The organism is Flavobacterium sp. W21_SRS_FM3 (assembly GCF_052113625.1).
GTDB lineage: Bacteria > Bacteroidota > Bacteroidia > Flavobacteriales > Flavobacteriaceae > Flavobacterium.
On sequence record NZ_JBGQOD010000001.1, the window covers coordinates 756,731 to 781,035 of the forward strand.

Consider the following 24,305-nt stretch of genomic DNA (forward strand, 5'->3'; position numbering starts at 1 on the left):
AGATATTAGCTACGGATTATTTTGGCCAATTTAATTTTTGAAAAAGATCCCAAACTACAATTCCTGCGCTAACGGAAATGTTTAGAGAATGTTTTGTCCCTAGTTGCGGAATCTCTATACACCCATCACATAATGCTACCGCTTCTTGTGAAACACCATGTACTTCATTTCCAAAAACTAAGGCGTATTTTTTTCCTTCTTCGACGGTGAAATCCTGAAGCAATATCGCACTTTCAACTTGTTCTATAGCTAAGGTAGTTACCTTTTCCTCTTTTAATTTTTGAATCACATCCAGTACGTTTGTCTGGTGTTCCCAGACCACTGTTTCAGTTGCACCAAGCGCAGTTTTATGAATCTCCTTATTAGGCGGAGAGGCGGTGATGCCACACAAAAATATTTTTTCGATTAAAAAAGCGTCAGCAGTTCTAAATACAGATCCAATGTTGTGCAAACTACGAATATCATCAAGGATTAATATCAACGGTGTTTTGTCAGACTTTTTAAAATCTTCTATCGTTTTCCTTTCTAGTTCACTATTTTCTAGCTTTCTCATTCTATTCCAATTTATTCTAATAAAAAAAAGCTTCCGATGTTAAGGGAAGCTTTTTCAAGTATTTTATTTAATATTAGCTTTTTGAAGCACCGTCAGCAAGTACAACACCCTTAATAGTAAGGACTTTAGTTGCTTGACCTACAGCATTAGTCGTCAAAGTTACCGTTTTTGTAAATGCTTGTCCTGCTCTTGAAGTATCATATTTTACTCCAATTACCCCTTTTGCACCTGGAGCAATTGGCTCTTTTGGATATGTTGGTACAGTACAACCACATGAACCTTGAGCATTAGTTATGATTAAGGGTTTGTTTCCATTATTAGTGAATATAAACTCGCGTCGACCGTCAGAGTTGTAAGCGACAGTACCGTAATCAATAGTTTCATTAACGAATACCATTCCTGCACCATTCACTTTTGCAGTTTTAGTAGCTTTTGCTTTTATTTTTTTTGTTGTTTCTTGAGCAGTAGTTGTAGTAATTCCTAGCACCACAAGCATTGCAAGTGTAAGTATTTTCTTCATTTTTATATCAATTTAATATATTTAAAACAAATCTATGTAAAATATCGAAAAGACATCTTAAATTTTACATAAAAAAATTTAATTTTTTTTGAACTGTTTACTTTTTCGCTATTAAATATATAAATTCGCTGCTGTTACAATCACCTATAAATAGTATATAATTTGGCAGCTAAAGATAAAGTAGTTAAGGAAACACCGTTAATGAAACAATATAATGACATCAAAAGGAAATATCCGGATGCTTGTCTATTGTTTCGAGTGGGCGATTTTTACGAAACATTTGGAGATGACGCGGTTAGGGCTGCAAAAATTTTAGGGATTACTCTAACTAAAAGAGGTGCAGGTTCACCAACAGAAACTGCATTAGCTGGTTTTCCGCATCATTCGATTAATACCTATTTACCAAAATTAGTAAAAGCAGGATTGAGAGTTGCTATTTGTGATCAATTGGAAGATCCAAAAATGACCAAAACAATTGTCAAGCGTGGAGTGACTGAGTTAGTAACTCCAGGAGTTTCTATGAATGATGAAGTTTTGCAGTCTAAAACTAATAATTTTTTGGCCTCTGTTTATTTTGCTAACAAGTCTATAGGAATTTCTTTTTTAGATGTTTCGACTGGTGAGTTTTTGACAGCGCAAGGAAATGCGGAGTATATTGATAAGTTACTTCAGAATTTTAATCCCTCTGAGGTTTTAATTCAAAAAAATAATAAAAGTGCTTTCAAAGAAAATTTTGGTGATGATTACCACAGTTTTTATCTAGAAGATTGGATTTATAAAGAGGATTATGCTTTTGAAATCTTGACCAAGCACTTTCAGACTATTTCGTTAAAGGGATTTGGAATTGAAGATTTGAAAGAAGGGATTATTGCCTCTGGTGCTATTTTGTACTACTTGTCAGAAACACAACACAACAGAGTGCAACACATTACAGCTATTCAGCGTATAGCTGAAGATGCTTATGTTTGGATGGATCGTTTTACTATTCGAAATTTAGAATTGTACCACAGTTATAATCCTAATGCAGTTACGCTATTAGATGTGATTGATAAAACGCTTTCGCCAATGGGAGGTCGTTTATTAAAACGCTGGTTGGCACTGCCTTTAAAAGATAGTAGTAAAATAGCGAGTAGACATCAAGTGGTTAGCTATCTTAAAGAAAACCAAGAAGTATTGCAAAAGATGCAATACCAGATCAAACAGATTTCTGATTTAGAACGTTTGATTTCTAAAATTGCTGCGGGTAAAGTTTCGCCACGTGAGGTGGTGTATCTAAAAGAATCTTTGGATGCCATTATCCCTATAAAAACATTGGCCTTAGAAAGTCCGCAAGAGGCGGTTAAAATCATTGGTGATAGTTTGCATAGCTGTGATTTATTACGTGAAAAAATAAGGACTACCTTAAATCAAGATGCGCCAGTAGCAGTAGCTAAAGGAAATGCTATTGCAAAAGGGATTAATGTAGAGCTGGATGAACTGCGTGCTATCTCTACCTCGGGTAAAGAATTTTTAGAAGCTATAGAAGCAAGAGAGTCGCAACGTACTGGGATAAGTTCTTTAAAAATTTCTTTTAATAATGTTTTTGGATATTATATCGAAGTTCGAAATACCCATAAAGATAAAGTTCCGCCAGAATGGATTCGAAAACAAACCTTGGTGAATGCAGAGCGATACATAACTGAGGAGCTAAAGGAATACGAAGTTAAGATTTTAGGTGCCGAGGAGAAGATACATAAAATAGAAGTAGAGTTATTTGAGCAATTAGTGGCCTGGATTGCGACTTATATTAAGCCTGTGCAGCTAAATGCAAATTTAGTGGCGCAACTGGATTGCTTATGTTCCTTTACACAGCTTGCGATAGAAAATAAATACACCTGCCCAGAATTAGATGAGACATTTGAATTAGAAATCAAAAATGGTAGGCATCCTGTAATTGAAAAACAATTGGCAGTAGGAACTCCGTACATTGCTAATGATGTTTACTTAGATCGGGAGACACAGCAGTTAATTATGATTACGGGTCCCAATATGTCAGGTAAGTCGGCAATTTTGCGTCAAACTGCTTTAATAGTGCTTCTGGCTCAGATGGGGAGTTTTGTTCCTGCAGACAGTGTTAGAATGGGTGTGGTGGATAAAATATTTACAAGGGTAGGTGCCTCAGATAATATTTCGATGGGAGAGTCCACTTTTATGGTCGAAATGAATGAAACAGCTTCTATCTTGAATAATATTTCTGATCGAAGTCTGGTGCTGTTAGATGAAATTGGTCGAGGTACAAGCACTTATGACGGAATTTCGATTGCTTGGGCCATTGCCGAATTTCTACATGAACATCCGTCGAAACCTAAAACGCTTTTTGCTACACATTATCATGAGTTGAATGAAATGACAGAGTCTATGTCGCGTATTCAGAATTACAATGTAGCTGTTAAAGAACTGAAAGATAATGTGCTTTTTATTCGAAAGTTGGTTAAAGGGGGTAGTGCACATAGCTTTGGAATACATGTGGCTAAAATGGCTGGAATGCCTCAGATTGTTATTTCGAAAGCCCAAAAGATTTTAAAGAAATTAGAGAAAAACCATTCTAGTGAAGTATTGAACGGAATCAAATCAGAACAAGAGGAAATGCAAATGAGCTTTTTTAATTTAGACGATCCCTTGTTAGAAGAAATTAAAGAAGAAATCTTAAACTTAGATATAAATACAGTGACTCCTGTGGAAGCTTTGATGAAATTAAATGAAATTAAAAGGATGATAACTAGAAAATAAATTTTTTAATTTTTAAGTTTTAGGTTATCAGAAGTTTAGGAAATATTTAAAAATTTTATTTCAAAAGTGCTTGTTTAATTCAATAAATGTCTTAAATTTGCATCCGCAATACAGAACAAGTATTGTTGTTCTTTTTAAGAATTGAAAATGCGAAAATAGCTCAGTTGGTAGAGCGCGACCTTGCCAAGGTCGAGGTCGCGGGTTCGAGCCCCGTTTTTCGCTCCAAACCATAAAATACTCGAATGGTAGTTGTATTTAATTGATTTTTATAAAAAATTAGATATAAAAATCAAATAGTAATAATGCTCGGATGGTGAAATTGGTAGACACGCTGGACTTAAAATCCAGTGAACAGCAATGTTCGTGCGGGTTCAAGTCCCGCTCTGAGTACTAAAACCTCTTCTTTTGAAGAGGTTTTTTTTGTTTAAAACAATCTTGTTAATGTATAAATAAAGTGCATCTTGTCTTTATTTTTTTTAAAATTATAGCTAGAAATATATGGCTTCTTTTGTAATTACAAAACGCTTTAGTGGAGATTATAAGTTTGAATTGACTTCTAGAAAGGGTAAAACTATTTTTACTAGTACTGCCTATGAGCTGCGTATGGATTGCGAGTCGGCTGCTGAGCATGTGAGGTCTGTTTTTGAAACGTGCTCATTTGTTAAGTTCAAAACATCTAAAGGGAAATTTTTCTTTAGGGTTGTTGTTGATGGGGTAGTTATGGCTACAAGCAGGAAGTACAGCACGGAATTAATGGTTCAAAAAGGAATCGATGAAATTATTAAGTATGGGTCTAAAGCAGAGATTTTGGATTTTTCAAACAATAACTTTGTTTTTCCGGAATAATAGAATTATATACTAAGTATAAAAAAAGGAGTTCTTTATAAGTAATATAAAGAACTCCTTTTTTTACTGGCTTATATAGAGTACATAATTGCCCTAAATAAAAAAAGCCATCTCGCTTGCGCGGATGGCTTTGATTTCAGAATTTAATTCTAATTAGTGAGCAGCTTCAGTTGCAGTTTCAGCAGCATCAGTAGCAACAGCAGCAGCAGAATCAACTACTTGCGCAGCAGAATCAACAACTTGTGCAGCAGAATCAACTACAACAGCAGCAGAATCAACAGCCATAGCGTCTTCAGCAGAAGCGTCAGCTTTTTTACATGATACAACAGTTAATACAGCAACAGCAGCTAAACTTAAAAATACTTTTTTCATCTTAATTTAATATAAAGGTTAATTATTAATTCGACGCAAAGATATAAAATTTTTGATATGTAAATTATTTTTTTAATTTTTTTTTAAAAATAATATTTCTTTTTTGTCTTTGGATATTTAAGCAATTATAATGCCGAAAAATGCCGACTCAAATCTAGGCTTTTTTTTAATGCGAAAACAGTTTTATTTTAGATGGTCTTTTTCTATGGTAATATAGGATTGGTGATAAAGCTTTATTTTAATTAATTGACAGTAAATATATTATAACACGATTGTAAAATCTAAACAAATAAGAGGCATGGTGTTTTTAAAATTTAGCAAGTCTTAAAAGCGGCTATTTAAATTGCGAAAAACGGCCCTACTTTCACGTTTTAAAAAAGGAAGTTTTTTACTGCTTCTCAACGCGATTAAAACTAAATATTAGTAACGTTTTTCTGATTCTTTTCGCTTAGCTGTTTAAAGTGTTTTCAATGCGTTTCATAATCATGTTTGTGGCTCCCTTATTCATAGATACAAATGTGCTACAAATATGCCCTAATTCATGACGGTGACTATAATTGAGAAGTAAATCGTCAAAGCAATTGTTTAGTTCGCTTTGATTTGAAACCGAAATACAGCCATTTAAATTGACTAAGGCGACAGCTTCAGCAAAATGGGCATAGTTAGGTCCTATGACAATTGGGACGCCAAAGGTTGCCGGCTCTAAAATATTGTGTATGCCGGGATTTCCAAATCCACCGCCTACATAGGCAATGTCAGCGTAACTGTATATTTTGGTCAAAATCCCTATCGTATCAATAATAAATACGTCATAATCTGCTAAGTTTTTGTCTTTCATCTCAGAGTATAATACCGTCTTTTTACGGATGCTTTTTTGCAGCTGAATGATTTGTTCTCCTTTAATATTGTGCGGAGCAATGATAAATTTAACTTTATGAGCACTGTTGTTAATGTAGGATACTAATAAATCTTCGTCCTTAGGCCAAGAACTTCCTACTACGATCGTGGGTTCGTTGTTTTTAAAGTCAGCAATAAATGCTAATGTATTGTCTTTTTCTAAGATTGTCGCAACTCTATCAAAGCGGGTATCACCAGAAACGGCTACGTTTGTTTTGCCAATGCCTTGCAATAGTTTTTTTGAAGCTTCATTTTGCACAAAGAAAAAATCAAAGCTCTCCAAGGCTTTTCTATAAAATCCGCCATACCATTTAAAAAAAAGTTGGTTTTCTCTTAAAATCCCAGAGATAAGGTAAGTAGGTGTTTGATGCTTTTTTAACTGATTAAGATAATTCGGCCAATATTCATATTTGATAAAGAACACAAGGTCAGGATGGACTAACTTTAGGAATTTTGTAGCATTTTTTTTAGTGTCTAGTGGTAGGTAAACGGTGGCATCAGCTACAGTATTATTTTTGCGAACCTCGTAACCTGAAGGGGAGAAAAAAGTCAGTACAATCTTATGAGTTGGATATTTTTTTTTAATTCTTTCAATTACAGGTAAACCTTGCTCGTATTCGCCAAGTGAGGCTGCATGAAACCATATGGTTTTGTCAGAAGGGCTTATTTTTTGTTCTAATGTTTGAAACACAGATTTTCTACCTTCGACAAACAGTTTCATTTTTGGACTAATAAGTGCTAGGCAACTAATAACTTTTGATGCTAAAATAGTGATGATGTTGTAGAGAAAAAACATGAGTTAAATTTTGGATGGCTAAAATACGGTTTTTATTTCAAAATATGGACGACTAGTAGTGAGTTGATTTGGGTTTAGTTGCTTGGGCAAGAAGAAATTTTTTGTGCTAGTATTTCTAAAACAAACAAGTAGGGAAGGGCTTCAAAACTAGTAGGAGTTTTCTAAAATGTATTTAAAAAGTTTGTAAAATTGTTGTTCAATACAATTCAAATAAAAAGATATTCTCAATCTATTCTAGCTATTAATTCTTAATTTTGTTGCTTATAACTTTTATAGAATGAAAAAAATCCAAATGGTTGACTTAAAAAGTCAATACGAAAAAATAAAAGATACGGTAAACGTTTCTATCCAGGAAGTTTTAGATACAAATGCCTATATCAATGGACCTGAAGTACAAAAATTTCAAAAAAAATTAGAAGAATATCTTGATGTAAAACATGTTATTCCATGTGCCAATGGAACAGATGCTTTACAGATAGCCATGATGGGACTTGGTTTGCAACCGGGTGATGAGGTAATCACTGCTGATTTTACTTTTGCTGCGACGGTAGAAGTTATTGCATTGTTGCAATTAACGCCCGTTTTAGTAGATGTTGATTTGCATAATATGAATATCTCTTTGGAAGCTATTAAAAAAGCAATTACCCCAAAAACAAAAGCTATTGTACCCGTTCATTTGTTTGGTCGTGCAGCCAATATGGATGCGATTATGGAAATTGCAGCCCAACATGACTTGTATGTTATCGAAGACAATGCACAAGCAATTGGAGCTAATTGTAAATCTGTAGATGGAATTAAGAAGAAAGCAGGAACCATTGGTCACGTAGGAGCAACTTCTTTTTTTCCTTCTAAAAACTTAGGCTGTTATGGGGATGGTGGAGCGATATTTACAAATGATGATGCGTTAGCACATACTTTGCGCGGAATCGTAAATCACGGAATGTATGAGCGATATCACCATGATGTTGTAGGGGTTAATTCTCGTTTAGATAGTATCCAAGCTGCTGTTTTGAATGCTAAATTGCCTTTATTAGATCAGTACAATCAGGCAAGACAAGATGCTGCAAGGAAATATTCTACTGCTTTTGAAGGACATGAGAATATTATTGCACCACTAATTTCTGATATCTGCGATAGCCATGTGTTTCATCAATATACTTTAAGAATTGTAAATGCAGATAGAAATGGATTAATGCAGCATTTATTAGACAAAGGAATTCCATGTGCCATATATTACCCAATTCCATTGCATGCTCAAAAAGCGTATTTAGATGTAAGATATAAAGAAGAAGACTTTCCAGTGACTAATCAATTAGTTACAGAGGTATTGTCTTTACCAATGCATACAGAGTTAGATGACGAACAAATAGAGTTCATTACTGATAGTGTTTTAGAATTTTTGAAATAAAAAAGAGGAGACGCGTATACCGCGTCTTTTTTATAATATACAATATGGTGTCAATGCCATGTCATTTAAAATAGTAATCAATGAAAATACTTGTAACAGGAGGTTTAGGATTTATAGGCTCACATACAGTGGTGGAATTGCAAAATCAGGGCTTTGATGTGTTAATCGTGGATGATTTGTCGAATACCTCATTAGCTGTATTAGACGGAATTAGCAATATCACTGGGAAAGTGCCAGCGTTTGAGAAATTAGATTTAAGAGAAAAGGACAAGGTTCAGGCTTTTTTCAATAGGCATCATGATATTTCAGGAGTGATTCATTTTGCGGCTTCAAAAGCTGTTGGTGAAAGCGTTGGTAATCCATTATTGTATTATGAAAACAATATCAATACCTTAGTTTATCTATTACAAGAGTTACAAAAAAAGGACGAAGCAAGTTTTATCTTTAGTTCCTCTTGTACTGTATACGGCCAAGCTGAACAAATGCCTATTACTGAAAATGCTCCAGTACAAACGGCCATGTCTCCTTATGGAAATACAAAACAGATAGGAGAGGAAATCATAACAGATACAGCAAAGGTGACAAATATCAATGCAATATTGTTGCGATATTTTAACCCAATAGGTTCGCATCCTTCGGCTGAAATAGGGGAATTGCCATTAGGTGTGCCACAAAATTTAGTGCCCTTCATTACCCAAACTGGAATGGGTTTAAGGAAAGAACTTTCTGTTTATGGGAATGACTATCCTACTACTGATGGAACGGCGGTACGAGATTATATCCATGTGGTTGATCTTGCGAAAGCCCATGTAATTGCTTTACAAAGACTGCTAAATAAAAAGAATTTAGAAAAAGTAGAGACTTTTAATTTAGGAACAGGTACAGGAAGCTCTGTGCTGGAAGTGATTCATGCCTTTGAAAAGGTAAGCGGACAAAAATTGCCCTACAAATTAGTTGACCGTAGAGCAGGAGATATTACTGAAGCTTACGCGAATACTGATAAAGCAAATACAGTTTTAGGATGGAAAGCACAATCAACCTTAGAAGAAGCGATGGCCAGCGCTTGGAAATGGGAACAAAAAGTGAGAAACAACTAAGAAATTCTCTTTAAAATTTAATATAGAAAAAATCCCAAATTATCGTGATGATAGTTTGGGATTTTTTTAGAGTTGTAAACTATTGTAATTGCTATTTATGCATTTGCAGTAGCTGCTTCTTTGTCAATTTTTCCAATTAAACCAGCCAATACTTTTCCGGGTCCTACCTCAGTAAATAAAGTAGCACCGTCAGTGATCATCTGCTGTACAGATTGTGTCCATTTTACTGGGGCGGTCAACTGTATAATTAAGTTTTTCTTGATTTCATTGGCGTCAGCAACAGCAGTAGCGGTCACATTTTGATATACTGGACAAATAGGAGTAGAGAATGTAGTTGCTTCAATAGCCGCTGCTAATTCTTCTCTAGCTGGTTCCATCATAGGTGAGTGAAAAGCACCACCTACTGGCAATAATAAAGCTCTTTTAGCACCAGCTTCTTTCATTGCTACACAAGCTGCTTCAACAGCTGTAGTCTCTCCAGAAATCACCAATTGTCCCGGGCAATTGTAGTTTGCGGCTACAACAACGCCATCTATATTTGCACAAACTTCTTCTACAATATGATCAGCGAGTCCTAATACAGCTGCCATTGTTGAAGGTTTGATTTCGCATGCTTTTTGCATTGCCAAGGCTCTTTGAGAAACTAATTTTAATCCGTCTTCAAATGATAAAGCACCGTTAGCAACTAATGCAGAAAATTCGCCTAATGAATGTCCCGCTACCATTTCAGGTTTGAAGTCGTCACCTAAAGTTTTTGCTAAAATAACCGAGTGTAAAAAGACAGCAGGCTGTGTCACTTTAGTTTCTTTCAATTCTTCAGCAGTACCTTCAAACATGATGTCTGTAATGCGAAAACCTAAAATTTCATTTGCTTTTTCAAACAATTCTTTGGCTAAAGGGGAGTTATCATATAAGTCTTTTCCCATTCCTGTAAATTGAGCTCCTTGACCTGGAAATACGTATGCTTTCATGTTTTTAGTTTAGAGTTTAAGGTTGAAAATTCTGAATTAAGAATGTAAAACCGACTGCAAAAATACTACTTTTTTTAAGAATTCGCATAAGGAGATTCAGTAGCAGGACTTTTAGTCTACTAACAACAGTTGTCCCGCTTTCCCCTTTATCTCTTCGCTGCGCTTCGAGGATGCCGGCTCAATCGGGGCTATAAACACACTTTAGTAAATCTTATTTCGTAAAACAAAACAACCCTATATTTCATTTGAAATATAGGGTTGTATATTAATTGTGAAACGGATATTTATTCTTTTACTAATTGTAAACCAATGTTTAACATAACATCTTCTCCCACTAGCACTCCGCCAGTTTCTAAAGCAGAGTTCCAGTTAAGTCCCCAGTCTTTACGGTTTATTTTACCTGAGATGTTCATTCCTACTTTTTCATTTCCCCAAGGATCTTTCATTATTCCGCTAAATTCAACTGGAAATTTCACAAATTTAGAAACGTCTTTAATCTTCAAGTCGCCTCCTAATTCATACATGCCTTCCTCTTTTTTAGTGAATGAAGAGGCTTTAAAACTTAATTTTGGAAATTTTTCAGCATCAAAAAAGTCGGCGCTTTTTAAATGATTGTCTCTATCCGCATTTTTTGTGTCAATAGAGTCAACTGCTGCCGAAAATTCAATACCAGCATTTTCAAAATTGTCCCCATCTGATAGGACAGCGGCTTCGTATTTTTCAAAATTACCGTTAACATTTGTAAACATCATGTGTTTAACTTTAAAACCAATTTCTGAGTGAGTTGGGTCAATAGCCCATTTAGTAGTTGCCATAATAATAGTATTTAAATGTTGTTTTTATAATAAGTTAATGCACCCGAGGGGCATTTATGAATGGTATCCATAATTTTTTCAGAGGTTGATGCTTCAATTTTTATCCAAGGCTTTTCTTTGGGTTGAAACACATCGGGGTTGTTGCGAACACAATTTCCAGAATGAATACATTTTCCTGACTGCCATACCACGGTAAGTTCGCCGTTAGTATATTCTTTTATAATGTTTTCTGGATCCATAATTACAGTGTTGTATTAATTACAATATTGTTCTTTAATAGTTTAGATACGGGGCACTTTTCGGCTATGATCAGTAACCTTTTTTTGATGTCTTCATCTATAGCTGTGGGGAAACTAATAGCTCTAAGGATGGTTGTGCTAAACATAGGTTCGCTTTCTTGGTAAAAATTCAACGAGATATTGATTTCTGGAATATCCCAACCTTTACGGTCAATATACATGCGCAATGTTGATAAAGTACATGCTGCTAATGAAGCGAGTAGTGTAGAATAAGGATCTGGACCTAAGTCTCCTCCTTCAATACTTTTTGGTTCGTCCATGATTAGCTGTCCGTTTCTCCATTTTATGGTACACAAATATTTTTGAGTACCAATATGTCCCGTGATGTCTTCGTCTAATGTCTTTTCCATATTACAATACGTCGTTTAAAGTTTTCTCTTTATCAAATACATGTTTAGCATACGGGCATAGAGGAAGAATCTTTATTCCTTTGTCACGTGCATAACAAACAGCACTTTTGATCATCATTTTGCCTAATCCTTTGCCGCTTTGGGTCTCATTAACTTCGGTGTGGTCTATAATGATTTGATTATCTCCTGCAAATACAAAGGTCATTTTGGCCTGCAGTTCTCCAGATTTTTCGATATAGAAAAGCCCTTTTTGATCATTTACTTCTAGTTTTACCTCTTGCTCCATAGTCTATTTATTTAAACTTAAAATTTCATAGGAACCTCCATCAATAAAATTTCGGATGCGGTATTTGCGGTGATATTTAATTGCTCAAAATCCCATATTCCTAAGGCGTCACGAGTAGCTAATTCATGACCGTTAATTGTAACGTTTCCAGAAAGCAGAAAAGCATATACACCATTACCTTGTTTTTTTAAATCATAAGTTGTTGACAATCCCTCGTCAAATTTCCCCATGTGAAACCAAGCGTCTTGATGAATCCACACTCCGTCATCATCTGGGTTTGGAGAAAGAATTTGTTGTAATTTGTTGTTTCTATCTTCTTTGTTTAAAGAAATTTGTTGGTAGCGAGGTGTTACGTCACGTTTGTTTGGGAAGATCCAGATTTGTAATGATTTGGTTTTTAAACCAGGATTAGGATTGAACTCACTGTGCTGAATTCCTGTTCCCGCACTCATTACTTGTACATCGCCATTTTTGATTGTAGCAGCATTACCCATGCTGTCTTTGTGTGCTAAATCACCTTCTAGTGGAATCGTGATTATTTCCATATTATCATGCGGATGTGTTCCAAAACCCATTCCTTCACCAATAACATCATCGTTTAAAACGCGTAGTGCACCAAATTGTACTCTTTCTGGATTGTACCAACTTCCAAAACTAAAACTGAAATTTGCTTTTAACCAACCGTGGTCTGCATGACCTCGAGTATTTGCTTTATGTAGAACTATATTTTCCATGATCTATAAATTTACTGATTTTAATACCACAAATTTACAAACAATGTAGAGTTCAAGTACTTAACCTAGATTAAGAAATGGCAATTAGTATTTTAGCTTTAGGTTTTATAAAGGGAAAAATGGTTAGCTAAAAAAATGCTCGGTATTGGGTTGTAGTAAGTAAACTAACTAAGTAAGGGGCGTGCCATGATTTATTAAATTATTGATTTCTCAATAATTTTGATTTCATTTTACTAAAGAACTCTGGAGTAACTCCTATATAAGAAGCAATTTGTTTTTGAGGAATATTATGAATTAGTTCTGGATATTTTACGCAGAATTTATCGTAACGGGCTTCCGCTGTAAAACTCATATTGTCTATAAGGCGCTGTTGATTAGCTACTAAGGAGTTTTCGATAAGGATTCTAAAATAGCGTTCAAGCTTGGGGATCCTATGGTACAGTACTTCTTGATTTTCTTTGCTGAGCACTAGTACTTCTGAGTCTTCAAGAGCTTCAATAAATAGGTGACCTCTTTGTTGAGAGATGTAGCTATACATATCAGCGATCCACCAATTGGGACAAGCGAAGGTTACTAAATGCTCGACACCATTTTCGTCTATGGTATAACTGCGTACAATTCCGTTCAGTACGAAGAAAGACTCTTTACAGATATCATTTTCTTTTAACAAGACTGTTTTTGCTTTGTATGCTCTTATTTCGGTTTTTGACAGCAGCAATTCCTCCTCTTCAGCTGTGAGTGTTATGTGTTTGGCTATATTTTCTAATAATAATGACATTATTTCTTTTCTTCAGCAAGTACTTTAAAGGAAGTGGCTACAAATCGATTATTCACTATTTCGCCAGTAACTTCTGCTTTCTTAATTGTTTCGCAAAAGCCGTCTTTGGCATGTGCATCTCCGTGAGAATCAATAGAGGTTCCATCAACGAAATAGGATTTTCCGTCAATACGAACAGCAAGTTCACAATCATAACCTTGCATTCCAAACTGGCATTGACCACAAGAAGCTTCGACAATTTGCGGTTTAACAGCTTCTTTTTTCTCTTGGGCACTTAGTATGATTGTACAAAAGAATAAAATTACTGCAGCTATTTTTTTCATAGAATTGAATTTACCTTACGAAGGTAGCAGTTTATTTTACAAGTCTATAAATTTTCACATGGAATAATTTTTGAATAGATACATCCATAAGAAGAGTAAAAATCTTTTGTTGAAGGTAACCATTACTACAATTTCCAAAGCAATAATTTAATAATGTACCTCTACTAACGCAGCTGCTTGTTTTGCGCGCGCAACAATCTCTTCAATAGGCGTTTCTAAAGTATCGTTTGTCAATGAGACACCCATTCTTCTGTACGGTCTTGAAGTAGGCTTTCCGAAAAGTCTAAAATCAGTTTTAGCTAGGCTTGCAATTTTTTCTAGTCCTATAAAGGTTGGATTTGTACTATTTTCTGAAGCTAAAATTACCGCACTGGCTCCCGCTTTCTCTAGGGTGATTTCAGAAATAGGCAAACTCAGTATCGCGCGTAAATGCAGTTCAAACTCATTAAAATTTTGGGTGCCTGCTAACGTTACCATTCCAGTATCGTGTGGGCGGGGAGAAAGCTCAGAGAAATAAACACCATCATCTGCCAAGAAAAATTCTACTCCAAAAAGGCCTGCACCACCTAGGGCTTCGGTTACTTTTTCAGCCATGTCTTGTGCCTCGTATAAGTCTTTGTCTAAAATTTTGGCGGGTTGCCAGCTTTCTTGATAATCACCTCGTTCTTGACGGTGCCCAATAGGTGCGCAAAATAAGGTGGGATTGTTATTTTGAGTAACTGTCAATAAGGTGATCTCTGAATTGAATTTTACAAAAGCCTCTACAATTACTTCTACGACATCACCGCGAGAACCTTCCACAGCATATTGCCAAGCTTTGTCAATATCAGCCACTGTTTTTATAGTTGATTGTCCTTTTCCTGATGAAGACATTAATGGTTTTACCACACAGGGCATTCCTACAGCTTCAACTCCTTTTTGCAATTCTTCGGCAGTAGTTGCGTAACGGTAATTGGCTGTTTTTAGTCCCAATTCTTTAGCGGCTAGATCACGAATAGCCTTGCGATTCATGGTAAAGTTAGCCGCTTTGGCTGAGGGGACTACTGTTATTCCCTGTTTCTCATAATCATAAAAGCGCTCAGTGCGAATGGCTTCAATTTCTGGAACAATAAAATCAGGATTGTGTTTAGCAACAATGCGATCAAGTTCTAAGCCATCTAGCATATTGATGACTTCAAAACCATGCGCAACTTGCATGGCGGGTGCGTTTTCATAACTGTCAACTGCGATGACGGTTTGCCCAATGCGTTGCGCTGCGATTACAAATTCTTTTCCTAATTCCCCTGAACCTAGCAATAATATCTTCATGATTATGTTGTCTTAATGGACAGTAAAAATACTGAATTGCTTTTTTGTGACCGTTAATTCGCCAATTATTTTGTGTTAAATATGGGATTTATGCTCCAATTAAGAAGAACCAAATTTAATTAGAAAAGACTTTCTGCTACTTCTAAACTAGCTGATGTTTCTAATGCGCGTGAGGGATAGTAGCGACATCCTTTTATGAAACGGAGTGTAATAAAAGATACAGCGAATAGCCCGACCTTTAGGGCACGCCCACAACTAATAATTCTAAAAATATAGTGTGTGGTTTTTTAAAGTTGGGGATTCAGAAGATTGTACTATATTACTATTAGGTATAAAAAAAAACTACTTAGTTGATGTCTAAGTAGTTTATATATGTGGCTAAAACGGTTAAGAATTAGTTTAATTTTTTAGCTTTAATAGTCATTAAAGCACTTTTGATTCCGCTTAATTGTTTTGAAATTAAAGCTACTTGATCAGCACCAAGTTCTTCAACATCTAGAGCAGATTCGTATTTTTCTATCGCTGACTCTTCCCCAGTGATACACGCATTAACGATAGATTCTGTGTCACCACTTGTGAATGATGATTTTATGTCAATCCACGCTCTGTGTATTGCTCCTAGGGCTCCACCACCAGAAACATCGGTTGTTTTTCCTAATCTATTAATTTCATCTTGTAATTCAACAATATATAGAGCACGTTCACGAGCAAATTGTGTGAAATCACTTTTAATTGGTGCGTCTTCTACATGTTCAGCAGCATTTGTATAACCTAATTTTCCGTCTTCAAGGATTTGAATTAATCCTTCTAATGTGCTAACTACTTTTTCTCTTTTGTCGTCTGTATTTGTCATGATTCTTATTTTTAATTAATTGTACAATACAAAGATGGAAATATCATAGCGTTTTTATCTTACAACATTATTAAGGTTTATTATAATATTGTGGAATCGTGTTTTAAATAGTTGTTATAGAATCTGTTAAACAGGAAATATTGGCGTTATAATAAAAGTTGGCCATTGCTAATCAATCAAAAAAAAATACCTCAAGAATAATTCTTGAGGTATTTGTAGTAAAATATAGATTGTTATTTTGACTTAAAGACATTCGACTATAGTGCCAGTGCGTCTTTAATTCTTTTTAAAGCTTCTTTTAAAATGTCGTCGCTAGTTGCATACGAGAAACGAATACAATCTGGGTTTCCAAATGCATCACCTGTTACCGTTGCTACATTAGCTTCGGCCAAAAGATACATGGACAAATCCATCGCATTTTTGATTTCAGTTCCTTTCAGTGTTTTTCCGAAGAAAGAAGACACATCAGGGAATACATAAAAGGCTCCTTCAGGAACGTTGATTTTTACTCCTGGGATTTCTTTCAATAACCCCACAACTAAATCTCTACGAGAATGGAATGCGTCCACCATATGTTTCAATACTGATGGATCAGCATCTACGGCAGTAATTGTTGCACGTTGTGCAATAGAATTAGCTCCAGAAGTTACTTGACCTTGAATCTTCGTACATGCCTTAGCGATAAATTCTGGTGCTCCTATATATCCAATGCGGTATCCTGTCATTGCAAAAGCTTTGGCTACTCCGTTTACCGTGATGGTTTTTTCTAACATTCCTGGTATAGATGCAATACTGCAAAAAGTACCTGAAAAGTTAATGTGCTCGTATATCTCATCAGCTACCACATATACATTAGGGTGCTTCGCTAAAACCGCAGCAAGCGCCGTTAATTCCTCACGATTATAAACTGATCCTGATGGGTTACACGGTGTAGAGAACCACATCATTTTAGTTTTTGGTGTGATGGCTGCTTCTAACTGTGCAGGGGTGATTTTAAAATCACTTTCGATAGAAGTGGGAACTTCTACAGGAACTCCTCCGGATAATTTTACGATTTCAAAGTAAGAAACCCAGTATGGTGCAGGTAAAATAACCTCGTCACCATCATTTAACATTACTTGAGCAATGTTGTACAACGATTGTTTTGCTCCTGTTGAAACTACGATTTGAGAGGGTTTATAATCTAGATCATTGTCTCTTTTAAATTTTCTACAAATAGCTTCTTTCAAATCACCGTATCCTTCCACTGGTGAATAGGTGCTGTAATTATCGTCTATTGCTTGTTTAGCTGCTTCTTTGATGAAGTCAGGTGTATTAAAGTCAGGTTCCCCTAAACTTAAACTGATGATGTCTTTTCCTTGTGCTTTTAATTCTCTAGCTAACGCAGCCATTGCTAATGTTTGTGAAGTCGCTAGATTGTTAATTCTGTCTGAAAGTGGATTCATTAAAGTAGTGTTGATTACCCTAAATTTGGGAGGTTAATGATTAGTTTTTAGTTTATTTTGATTGTCAAGTAACGGCCATGTTCCTTGTACAAATTTGTATCTATGTAATTATACTAGCTCTGGTTTCATTCCTAATTCTTTTAAATGCTTGAAGTGAGCTATAACTGCACTACGCATTGTTTTGTACTCATAATAAGGAAGGTTGCATTCTAAAGCAGTCTCTTTAACGATTTTAGCTATTTTTCCGTAATGTACATGACTAATATTTGGGAAAATATGGTGTTCTATTTGATGATTTAAACCACCAGTATACCAGTTCACAATTGCATTTCTTGGTGCAAAGTTTGTGGTGGTAAACAGTTGGTGAATGGCCCAAGTATTGTCCATTTCTCCTAATTCGTTTGGCGATGGATTTGTCGTTTCTTCAACAACATGTGCTAATTGAAACACAACACTTAAAATTAATCCAGCAGTGTAGTGCATAACGAAAAATCCTATCAATACTTTCCACCAGGTAATACCAATGATGATAGGCAATGCAATCCAAATTGAAACATAAATTACTTTAGTGATAATTAAAGTTGTCCAAAGAATCTTAGGACTTTTAGGTTCTCCGTAAGATAGTTTTCTCTTCAAGTAACTTTTCATCTGTTTGAAATCAGTTGTTATGGCCCAGTTGAAGGTTAGTAAACCATATAAGAAAACAGAATAATATTGTTGGAAACGGTGAAAGTTATGCCATTTCGCATCTTTAGTAAAACGGATGATTCTACCTGCATCAAGATCTTCATCATGTCCTGGGATATTGGTATAAGTATGGTGTAAAACATTGTGTTGTACTTGCCAGTTATATACATTTCCTGCTAATATATAAATTGTTCCCCCCATAAACTTATTGACCCAGCTTTTGTTAGAATAAGAACCATGATTACCATCATGCATTACATTCATTCCCACTCCGGCCATTCCTATTCCCATAACAATGGTCAATAATAAATGGGCCCAGAAAGGCATATCAAGTGTCAATATTAAAAAGTAGGGTGCTAAAAAAACGGCAAATAGGATAATTGTTTTTAAATACAACCTCCAGTTTCCTGTTTTTTTAATGTTATTTTCTTTGAAGTAATTGTTCACCCGAGAGTTAAGGGTTCTAAAAAACTTCATTTTGTCTTGCTTAGCAAATGTAGGTGCGGTATTAATCATAGGTAATTGTAATAAGTTCCAAAGATAATTATTAAAATTTTCAACTCTGCCAAATTGAGTTAAATATTTAAGGCCTAAAAAGAGTACTTTTGTTAAAAAAATAGAACGATGGACGAGATTTTGAAGTATTTTCCTAATTTGACCGATATTCAAAAAGAGCAATTCGCAAAATTAGATTTTTTATACCATGACTGGAATGAAAAAATAAATGTTATTTCTAGAAAAGACATTGATGCTTTATACACTAAGCATATTTTACATTCATTAGGGATTGCAAAAGTGATGAAATTTGAACCAGGCACTTATGTTCTTGATGTAGGAACAGGTGGTGGATTTCCTGGGATTCCGTTAGCCATACTTTTTCCAGAAACCCGTTTTTATTTGATTGATGTTATTGCCAAGAAAATAAAAGTGGTTCAGGGAGTTGTAGATGCATTAGAATTAAAAAATGTCAAAGCAGAGCAATTGCGGGCAGAGAATGTAAAAGGGGATTTTGATTTCATTGTCAGTCGTGCCGTTACAAACATGCCAGATTTTGTTTCTTGGGTGAAAACCAAAATTAAAAAACAGCAGAAACACGCTTTGAGAAACGGAATTTTATACCTTAAAGGAGGTGATTTAACCGAAGAGTTAAAGGATTTCCCAAAGGCTACTGAATATAATTTGGCTGATTTTTTTGAAGATGAATTTTTTGAAACTAAAAAAGTAGTGCATTTGCCTTTGAAGTTTGTGATATAATACAATGAGTGTGTAATACATTCGAAAATTAAATATAGGAATAGCTAACCCTGCAAAGACTTTGTGTTTTTGTAGGGTTTTTATATTTATCCAATTCTTGTAACATTCTAAAGTTTCTATTGTCTTACTATTTCGCTGATAATTAAAACTGCAAAACAATGAAAAAAATATCTAGACGCACTTTTGTACATAATTTTGGTATTGGAGTTGGGGCAACAACAGTAATGGCATCATTGCCATCATTTATGAGTTTGCCTGATAATAATAGGGCTATGCATGACGGAAAGAAACTGAATATTGCTCTTTGTGGATTGGGGCGTTATGCAGGGTATCTAGCCGAGGGATTACAAGTTTCTAAATATTGTCGCTTAGCAGGAATTGTAACAGGAACACCTTCAAAAGCTGTAGAATGGGGAAAAAAATACAATATTCCAGATAAAAATAAATACAATTATCAAAATTTTGATACAATAATACACAACAAAGATATTGATTTGGTCTATGTAGTTTTACCTAATGGCATGCATAAGGAGTATGTGATTAGGGCCGCAAAGGCTGGGAAACATGTTATTGTAGAGAAACCTATGGCCATTACGGCTAGTGATTGTCAAGAAATGATTGACGCTTGTGAGAAAGCAGCTGTTCAATTAGCAATAGGTTACCGCTTGCATTACGAACCGTACAATTTAGAGATGAAACGTTTGGGGCAAGAAAAGGTTTTTGGTCAGGTGAGATTGATAGAAACTTCCTTAGGATACAATACGGGCGATTCGATTGATTGGCAACAAAAAAAGGTATTATCCGGAGGCGGACCCCTAGTTAATCTAGGAATTTATTGCATTCAAGCGAGTCGCTATATATTGGGAGAAGAACCAATTTCGGTAACGGCGCAATTTGGACCCGTTACCAATAAGATTAAATATGCCGAGGTTGAAGAATCGATTACATGGCAAATGAATTTTCCAAGTGGAGCAGTAAGTAACTCTGCCAGTACTAATAATTGTGGAGTTGATAGGTTGTTTGCATCGGCGGATGATGGTTTTTTTGAATTAAGTCCAGCTATAAGTTATGGGCCGTTCAAAGGTAGAACGAGTAAAGGAGAATTGAATTTTCCGGAAATAAATCAGCAACAAACGCAACTTGATGAAATAAGTAAGGTATTATTGGCAAATAAAAAATTACCTAGTCATATTACTGGAGAAGAAGGTATAAAGGATGTTCGAATTATAGAAGCTATTTATGAAGCTGCTGAAACGGGTAAAAAAGTCTACTTGATTTAAAATAAAAACCCACAAGAACTCTATGTTTCTTGTGGGTTTTATTATTTATAAAAGCTCTTTCGGCTTTTAAATTTGCTATTTATTCTCCCAAAAATGGGTATCTGTAATCTATAGGAGTAACAAAAGTTTCTTTGATTGTTCTAGGAGAAGCCCAACGCAACAAGTTCAATGGAGAACCTGCCTTATCATTAGTTCCAGAAGCTCTTGCGCCACCAAATGGTTGTTGACCTACAACAGCACCTGTTGGTTTGTCATTGATATAGAAATTACCAGCAGCATTTTGTAATTTTACTGTAGCAACTTCAATAGCATAACGATCTTGACTGAAAACAGCTCCTGTTAATGCATACTCAGAAGTAGTGTCTACTAATTCAAGAGTTTCTTCCCATTTCGCATCTTCGTAAACAAAAATAGTCATTACTGGTCCGAATAATTCAGTTTCCATTGTTGAGTAATGGGGGTTTGTTGTTACGATTACTGTAGGCTCAATAAAGTATCCTACTGATTTATCGTAATTTCCTCCAACGATAATTTCTGCATCACTATCTTTTTTAGCTTGGTCAATATAACTAGCTAATTTATCAAATGAACCTTCGTGTATAACTGCTGTAATGAAGTTACTAAAATCTTCTGGTGAACCCATTTTCATTGATTTAACATCAGTGATAATTTGTTCTTTAATCGCTGGCCATAAACTTTGTGGAACATAAGCTCTAGAGGCTGCTGAACATTTTTGACCTTGGAATTCAAAAGCTCCACGTACAATTCCAGTAGAAACTTGTTTTGCGTTTGCGCTTGAGTGTGCGATGATAAAATCTTTCCCTCCTGTTTCTCCAACAATTCTTGGATAAGTTTTATAGTGGTGGATGTTAGTTCCAATTTTTGCCCAAATGTCTTTGAATACATGAGTAGAACCAGTAAAATGCAGTCCAGAGAAATCGCGGCTTGCAAGTACTGTATCTGTAATCATTTGTGCATCTCCAAAAACAACATTGATAACTCCATCAGGAACACCTGCTTCTTTGAAAACTTCAATAATGATTTGTGCTGAGAATACTTGGCTATCACTTGGTTTCCACACTACAACGTTACCCATCATCGCAGCACTCGCTGGAAGATTGGCAGCAATTGCTGTAAAGTTAAATGGAGTAATTGCGTATACAAAACCTTCAAGCGGTCTGTATTCTAAACGGTTCCACATATCTGAAGTAGACGTTGGTTGATCACCATATATTTGCGTCATAAACTCTACGTTGAAACGTAAAAAGTCAATTAGCTCACATGAAGCATCAATTTCGGCTTGGTGAATATTTTTTGATTGCGCAATCATTGTTGCTGCATTGATTCTTGCTCTGTATGGTCCTGCTATTAATTCAGCTGCTTTCAAGAAAATAGCTGCACGTTGTTCCCAAGCCATATTTGCCCATGCTGTTCTAGATTCTAGTGCATTTGCAATAGCTTTCTCTACGTGAGATTTTTCAGCAAGGTGGTAGGTTCCAACGATATGTTTGTGGTCGTGAGGAGCCGACATGTTTTTTGTATTTCCAGTTCTAATTTCTTCGCTTCCAATATATAATGGGACGTCAATTTTAGAATTCCACATTTTAGTGTAAGCTGCTTGAACGGCTGCTTTTTCAGGTGAATTTGGTGCATACCCTTTTACTGGTTCGTTTACCGCTTTTGGTACGTGAAAAAATCCTTTTAGCATGATATTGTAATTTGTTAATCTGTTAGTTTACAGATAAGATTAGACAATTAATAAAGTAAATAGGTTACGCTAAAGTATTGCGAATAATTTACTGCACAACAAAAGTACAAAGGATAATTTAAAAACTTGGTAAATAAAAGATAAGATAATAAAATATGTTTAGATTTCTGAAATTTAATTCAGTGCAAATGGAGCGCACAATCTAAAAGTTGGAATAATCACTTTAAAACATTTAGTAGAAGTGAAATTAATCATATTAAAATACCCCCTCATTGCCCCATAAGGAGATGCTAATAAGCAACCAGAACTATAGGTATGTAATTCTCCTGGTTTTAAAACGGGTTTCTTACCAATGATGCCTTCACCGTCTACAATTTCCACGTCATTTAATGAATCATGAATTTCCCAGTGACGGGAAGTAAGTTGCACTGAATCTTTACTATGATTCTCAATTGTTATCTCGTAACTAAAAGCAAAATGAATCTTGTAGTTCTTAAAGTAAGTACCTTCAAAACTAGTCAAAACTGATATTTTAATGCCTCTTGTTATTTGAGAAACCATACAAATTAGGGTAAGTGAGTGTGTTATAGCAACAAAAGTACAAAATTTTGAATTTGTATGACTACTTTTAGTTGTAATTTTTTAATTGATAATATTTAAAGAATTTGCTGTTCCTCTCCCAATTACTCTATCGTATCGCCCTGTGTTCTCTCTATAATAGATTAAGGCTGTATAATCATTTTCTGTCTGGTAAAAGTTGCCATCAACAGCATTTTCATAATCAATAATTCCTTTATTGTCGACAACTGTGTATTCATAATTAGTGAATCCCTGTTTTATCAAGAGCGCTTTTTCATAGATACCCTTCTTTGGGTTATAATCCATTTTATTCTCGGCAGATATTTTAAAATTGTTAAACATACCTGTAATGTAAATGTCTTTATTGAGTCTAAATGTTGGTGCAGAAAGGCTAAAGTAGACCCAAGCATAATCAGCTTCGATTTCACTGTTTTGAGCATTGCTATTGAGTACTAAATACTTGCCATTAATGTCTTGAGTAAAGGAATATGGAAAATTAGTTCTAGCATTATTAGTGAATAAATAACTACTATAGATATCACTACTAGAATCTACTCTGGCGATATTATTTGCGGGCACTCTGATTTCTTTGTTTTCAAAATAAAGGAATTCGTTTCCTGCCCAGAACTGGGTTTCTTTATCATATTTGTATATCAGTTCATTTCCAATAGTGTATTGAGGGCTAATGTTCTTAATACCTTGCTCTATTTTTCCATTTTGGAATAATAATACCTTGATATTCTTTAAAGGGTTTTGAAAATTAATTGTTTTGGAATTAATTGAAAATTCCAAATTATGTTTGAATTGCAAGTTGTCTACAGTTCGTGCTCTTTTAACTTGGATAGGCACATTTGCAAGCTCTTCATAAAGAATGAATTTTCTGGAAAAAACTACTTCTTTAGCATCATTTAAAATGCTAACAATGTAGTTGCCGCTAATTTTTAAACGTTGGGTAAATTGATTAGGTAGTGATAAGGTATAGTGAGAATAGGTTTGTAAGCTGTTAAAGGAGTTGTTGTAATCCTGAATTCTTTGATTGTCTAACCCTAATAAGTATTCGTTTTTCGGAATTCCTGATGGCTCCCAGTTGTAATTGCAATGCTTTATTTCGTAGTAATAATCGGCTTCATTGCCAAATAGGTCATCAAACTGCATTTGAAATCCAGTCCCTAACTGGAAAACAGGTATACTGTTCTGATTGTTTTGAATGAATGAAATTGTTTTGATATTGTAAGGTGGGGCAATTTCATTTTCGACTTGAGAAAATAAATAGTTTATAATTAGTAAGAAGAAGAGGCTAAAAATTTTTTTCATTTTTTTGAAGTGCAATAGTGTAGTGTTCTTTTACAATAAGGTAAATATAGTGATTATGTTTGT

25 protein-coding genes and 2 tRNA genes are annotated in these 24,305 nt (G+C 35.0%); 8 read left to right on the forward strand and 19 right to left on the reverse strand.

All coding sequences use genetic code 11. The features are described from left to right. Positions 1–16 precede the first annotated feature (16 nt). Both ACEN2K_RS03365 and ACEN2K_RS03370 read right to left on the reverse strand, forming a co-directional pair. Positions 17–553 carry an RNA methyltransferase gene (locus ACEN2K_RS03365; RefSeq protein ID WP_441757895.1) on the reverse strand — a complete coding sequence of 179 codons (537 nt, stop codon included), beginning with the start codon at positions 551–553 and terminating at the stop codon, positions 17–19. Between the two features lie 73 nt (positions 554–626). After that, positions 627–1,073 carry a DUF1573 domain-containing protein gene (locus ACEN2K_RS03370; RefSeq protein ID WP_441757896.1) on the reverse strand — a complete coding sequence of 149 codons (447 nt, stop codon included), beginning with the start codon at positions 1,071–1,073 and terminating at the stop codon, positions 627–629. A 162-nt stretch (positions 1,074–1,235) separates the two neighbouring features. On the opposite strand from ACEN2K_RS03370, the gene mutS reads away from it, so the two are divergent. The 4 genes from mutS to ACEN2K_RS03390 all read left to right on the forward strand — a co-directional run bounded on the left by mutS (position 1,236) and on the right by ACEN2K_RS03390 (position 4,688). Beyond that, entirely contained in the window at positions 1,236–3,842 is a 2,607-nt protein-coding gene (mutS, locus tag ACEN2K_RS03375) for a DNA mismatch repair protein MutS (protein WP_441757897.1), read from the forward strand. Between the two features lie 149 nt (positions 3,843–3,991). Next, a tRNA-Gly gene (locus ACEN2K_RS03380) sits at positions 3,992–4,067 on the forward strand. A gap of 79 nt (positions 4,068–4,146) precedes the next feature. Then, positions 4,147–4,232 (forward strand) — tRNA-Leu (locus ACEN2K_RS03385). 108 nt (positions 4,233–4,340) lie between these two features. Continuing rightward, positions 4,341–4,688, forward strand: a complete 348-nt coding sequence (locus ACEN2K_RS03390; protein ID WP_441757898.1) for a DUF1508 domain-containing protein — start codon at positions 4,341–4,343, stop codon at positions 4,686–4,688. A gap of 153 nt (positions 4,689–4,841) precedes the next feature. On the opposite strand, the gene ACEN2K_RS03395 is transcribed toward ACEN2K_RS03390, so the two are convergent. Next, positions 4,842–5,060, reverse strand: a complete 219-nt coding sequence (locus ACEN2K_RS03395; protein ID WP_441757899.1) for a PG1828 family lipoprotein — start codon at positions 5,058–5,060, stop codon at positions 4,842–4,844. Between the two features lie 448 nt (positions 5,061–5,508). Continuing rightward, on the reverse strand, positions 5,509–6,753 hold the full coding sequence (locus tag ACEN2K_RS03400; protein WP_441757900.1) for a 3-deoxy-D-manno-octulosonic acid transferase: 1,245 nt from the start codon (positions 6,751–6,753) through the stop codon (positions 5,509–5,511). 277 nt (positions 6,754–7,030) lie between these two features. On the opposite strand from ACEN2K_RS03400, the gene ACEN2K_RS03405 reads away from it, so the two are divergent. Further along, the gene (locus tag ACEN2K_RS03405; protein ID WP_441757901.1) at positions 7,031–8,161 is read left to right on the forward strand and encodes a DegT/DnrJ/EryC1/StrS family aminotransferase; all 1,131 of its coding nucleotides are present in this window, start codon (positions 7,031–7,033) and stop codon (positions 8,159–8,161) included. Positions 8,162–8,241: 80 nt separating this feature from the next. Further along, a complete protein-coding gene (gene galE / locus ACEN2K_RS03410) occupies positions 8,242–9,258 on the forward strand; it encodes a UDP-glucose 4-epimerase GalE (RefSeq protein WP_441757902.1) in 1,017 nt (338 codons plus the stop codon). Positions 9,259–9,353: 95 nt separating this feature from the next. Here the strand turns inward: galE and fabD are convergent, their stop codons facing one another. From fabD to ACEN2K_RS03470, 12 genes are all read right to left on the reverse strand, one after another. Further along, complete coding sequence (fabD, locus tag ACEN2K_RS03415) at positions 9,354–10,229, reverse strand: ACP S-malonyltransferase (RefSeq protein WP_441757903.1); 876 nt, start codon at positions 10,227–10,229, stop codon at positions 9,354–9,356. A gap of 284 nt (positions 10,230–10,513) precedes the next feature. Next, on the reverse strand, positions 10,514–11,044 hold the full coding sequence (locus ACEN2K_RS03420) for a YceI family protein (RefSeq protein ID WP_441757904.1): 531 nt from the start codon (positions 11,042–11,044) through the stop codon (positions 10,514–10,516). A gap of 11 nt (positions 11,045–11,055) precedes the next feature. After that, positions 11,056–11,283, reverse strand: a complete 228-nt coding sequence (locus tag ACEN2K_RS03425; protein ID WP_441757905.1) for a (4Fe-4S)-binding protein — start codon at positions 11,281–11,283, stop codon at positions 11,056–11,058. 2 nt (positions 11,284–11,285) lie between these two features. After that, positions 11,286–11,693 carry an OsmC family protein gene (locus tag ACEN2K_RS03430; protein WP_441757906.1) on the reverse strand — a complete coding sequence of 136 codons (408 nt, stop codon included), beginning with the start codon at positions 11,691–11,693 and terminating at the stop codon, positions 11,286–11,288. Between the two features lies 1 nt (position 11,694). After that, positions 11,695–11,979: a GNAT family N-acetyltransferase gene (locus ACEN2K_RS03435; RefSeq protein WP_441757907.1), complete on the reverse strand. Its 285-nt coding sequence runs from the start codon at positions 11,977–11,979 to the stop codon at positions 11,695–11,697. A 17-nt stretch (positions 11,980–11,996) separates the two neighbouring features. Continuing rightward, positions 11,997–12,713 (reverse strand): pirin family protein, encoded by a 717-nt coding sequence (locus ACEN2K_RS03440; protein ID WP_441757908.1) that lies wholly within the window; start codon positions 12,711–12,713, stop codon positions 11,997–11,999. Positions 12,714–12,912: 199 nt separating this feature from the next. Further along, positions 12,913–13,491 carry a Crp/Fnr family transcriptional regulator gene (locus ACEN2K_RS03445; protein WP_441757909.1) on the reverse strand — a complete coding sequence of 193 codons (579 nt, stop codon included), beginning with the start codon at positions 13,489–13,491 and terminating at the stop codon, positions 12,913–12,915. Beyond that, complete coding sequence (locus ACEN2K_RS03450) at positions 13,491–13,814, reverse strand: DUF6370 family protein (protein WP_441757910.1); 324 nt, start codon at positions 13,812–13,814, stop codon at positions 13,491–13,493. The genes ACEN2K_RS03445 and ACEN2K_RS03450 overlap by 1 nt, the downstream gene beginning before the upstream one ends. A 147-nt stretch (positions 13,815–13,961) precedes the next feature. Further along, positions 13,962–15,122 (reverse strand): formate-dependent phosphoribosylglycinamide formyltransferase, encoded by a 1,161-nt coding sequence (purT, locus tag ACEN2K_RS03455; RefSeq protein WP_441757911.1) that lies wholly within the window; start codon positions 15,120–15,122, stop codon positions 13,962–13,964. Positions 15,123–15,516: 394 nt separating this feature from the next. After that, positions 15,517–15,975 carry a ferritin-like domain-containing protein gene (locus tag ACEN2K_RS03460; RefSeq protein WP_441757912.1) on the reverse strand — a complete coding sequence of 153 codons (459 nt, stop codon included), beginning with the start codon at positions 15,973–15,975 and terminating at the stop codon, positions 15,517–15,519. 257 nt (positions 15,976–16,232) lie between these two features. After that, positions 16,233–17,420, reverse strand: a complete 1,188-nt coding sequence (locus ACEN2K_RS03465) for a pyridoxal phosphate-dependent aminotransferase (protein ID WP_441757913.1) — start codon at positions 17,418–17,420, stop codon at positions 16,233–16,235. 108 nt (positions 17,421–17,528) lie between these two features. Next, positions 17,529–18,623, reverse strand: coding sequence for a fatty acid desaturase family protein (locus ACEN2K_RS03470; protein ID WP_441757914.1), 1,095 nt, complete (start codon positions 18,621–18,623; stop codon positions 17,529–17,531). 108 nt (positions 18,624–18,731) lie between these two features. Between ACEN2K_RS03470 and rsmG the strand changes: the two genes are divergently transcribed. After that, positions 18,732–19,361 carry a 16S rRNA (guanine(527)-N(7))-methyltransferase RsmG gene (gene rsmG / locus ACEN2K_RS03475; RefSeq protein WP_441757915.1) on the forward strand — a complete coding sequence of 210 codons (630 nt, stop codon included), beginning with the start codon at positions 18,732–18,734 and terminating at the stop codon, positions 19,359–19,361. 158 nt (positions 19,362–19,519) lie between these two features. Continuing rightward, positions 19,520–20,641, forward strand: a complete 1,122-nt coding sequence (locus ACEN2K_RS03480) for a Gfo/Idh/MocA family protein (RefSeq protein WP_441757916.1) — start codon at positions 19,520–19,522, stop codon at positions 20,639–20,641. 79 nt (positions 20,642–20,720) lie between these two features. Here the strand turns inward: ACEN2K_RS03480 and pruA are convergent, their stop codons facing one another. The 3 genes from pruA to ACEN2K_RS03495 all read right to left on the reverse strand — a co-directional run bounded on the left by pruA (position 20,721) and on the right by ACEN2K_RS03495 (position 24,242). Then, a complete protein-coding gene (pruA, locus tag ACEN2K_RS03485; protein WP_441757917.1) occupies positions 20,721–22,349 on the reverse strand; it encodes an L-glutamate gamma-semialdehyde dehydrogenase in 1,629 nt (542 codons plus the stop codon). Positions 22,350–22,523: 174 nt separating this feature from the next. After that, a complete protein-coding gene (gene apaG, locus ACEN2K_RS03490; protein ID WP_441757918.1) occupies positions 22,524–22,910 on the reverse strand; it encodes a Co2+/Mg2+ efflux protein ApaG in 387 nt (128 codons plus the stop codon). 81 nt (positions 22,911–22,991) lie between these two features. Beyond that, a complete protein-coding gene (locus ACEN2K_RS03495) occupies positions 22,992–24,242 on the reverse strand; it encodes a DUF5103 domain-containing protein (protein ID WP_441757919.1) in 1,251 nt (416 codons plus the stop codon). Between the last annotated feature and the right edge of the window lie 63 nt (positions 24,243–24,305).

What these genes read in the sequence shown, in the direction of transcription:
- ACEN2K_RS03425 (WP_441757905.1), bottom strand. Translation starts at nt 11,283, where the DNA reads ATGGATCCAGAAAACATTATAAAAGAATATACTAACGGCGAACTTACC.
- ACEN2K_RS03390 (WP_441757898.1), top strand. Translation starts at nt 4,341, where the DNA reads ATGGCTTCTTTTGTAATTACAAAACGCTTTAGTGGAGATTATAAGTTT.
- ACEN2K_RS03405 (WP_441757901.1), top strand. Translation starts at nt 7,031, where the DNA reads ATGAAAAAAATCCAAATGGTTGACTTAAAAAGTCAATACGAAAAAATA.
- rsmG (WP_441757915.1), top strand. Translation starts at nt 18,732, where the DNA reads ATGGACGAGATTTTGAAGTATTTTCCTAATTTGACCGATATTCAAAAA.
- ACEN2K_RS03450 (WP_441757910.1), bottom strand. Translation starts at nt 13,814, where the DNA reads ATGAAAAAAATAGCTGCAGTAATTTTATTCTTTTGTACAATCATACTA.
- ACEN2K_RS03400 (WP_441757900.1), bottom strand. Translation starts at nt 6,753, where the DNA reads ATGTTTTTTCTCTACAACATCATCACTATTTTAGCATCAAAAGTTATT.
- ACEN2K_RS03445 (WP_441757909.1), bottom strand. Translation starts at nt 13,491, where the DNA reads ATGTCATTATTATTAGAAAATATAGCCAAACACATAACACTCACAGCT.
- purT (WP_441757911.1), bottom strand. Translation starts at nt 15,122, where the DNA reads ATGAAGATATTATTGCTAGGTTCAGGGGAATTAGGAAAAGAATTTGTA.
- ACEN2K_RS03470 (WP_441757914.1), bottom strand. Translation starts at nt 18,623, where the DNA reads ATGATTAATACCGCACCTACATTTGCTAAGCAAGACAAAATGAAGTTT.
- ACEN2K_RS03365 (WP_441757895.1), bottom strand. Translation starts at nt 553, where the DNA reads ATGAGAAAGCTAGAAAATAGTGAACTAGAAAGGAAAACGATAGAAGAT.
- ACEN2K_RS03465 (WP_441757913.1), bottom strand. Translation starts at nt 17,420, where the DNA reads ATGAATCCACTTTCAGACAGAATTAACAATCTAGCGACTTCACAAACA.
- ACEN2K_RS03480 (WP_441757916.1), top strand. Translation starts at nt 19,520, where the DNA reads ATGAAAAAAATATCTAGACGCACTTTTGTACATAATTTTGGTATTGGA.
- ACEN2K_RS03495 (WP_441757919.1), bottom strand. Translation starts at nt 24,242, where the DNA reads ATGAAAAAAATTTTTAGCCTCTTCTTCTTACTAATTATAAACTATTTA.
- ACEN2K_RS03420 (WP_441757904.1), bottom strand. Translation starts at nt 11,044, where the DNA reads ATGGCAACTACTAAATGGGCTATTGACCCAACTCACTCAGAAATTGGT.
- ACEN2K_RS03370 (WP_441757896.1), bottom strand. Translation starts at nt 1,073, where the DNA reads ATGAAGAAAATACTTACACTTGCAATGCTTGTGGTGCTAGGAATTACT.
- fabD (WP_441757903.1), bottom strand. Translation starts at nt 10,229, where the DNA reads ATGAAAGCATACGTATTTCCAGGTCAAGGAGCTCAATTTACAGGAATG.
- apaG (WP_441757918.1), bottom strand. Translation starts at nt 22,910, where the DNA reads ATGGTTTCTCAAATAACAAGAGGCATTAAAATATCAGTTTTGACTAGT.
- ACEN2K_RS03430 (WP_441757906.1), bottom strand. Translation starts at nt 11,693, where the DNA reads ATGGAAAAGACATTAGACGAAGACATCACGGGACATATTGGTACTCAA.
- ACEN2K_RS03435 (WP_441757907.1), bottom strand. Translation starts at nt 11,979, where the DNA reads ATGGAGCAAGAGGTAAAACTAGAAGTAAATGATCAAAAAGGGCTTTTC.
- galE (WP_441757902.1), top strand. Translation starts at nt 8,242, where the DNA reads ATGAAAATACTTGTAACAGGAGGTTTAGGATTTATAGGCTCACATACA.
- ACEN2K_RS03395 (WP_441757899.1), bottom strand. Translation starts at nt 5,060, where the DNA reads ATGAAAAAAGTATTTTTAAGTTTAGCTGCTGTTGCTGTATTAACTGTT.
- ACEN2K_RS03440 (WP_441757908.1), bottom strand. Translation starts at nt 12,713, where the DNA reads ATGGAAAATATAGTTCTACATAAAGCAAATACTCGAGGTCATGCAGAC.
- ACEN2K_RS03460 (WP_441757912.1), bottom strand. Translation starts at nt 15,975, where the DNA reads ATGACAAATACAGACGACAAAAGAGAAAAAGTAGTTAGCACATTAGAA.
- pruA (WP_441757917.1), bottom strand. Translation starts at nt 22,349, where the DNA reads ATGCTAAAAGGATTTTTTCACGTACCAAAAGCGGTAAACGAACCAGTA.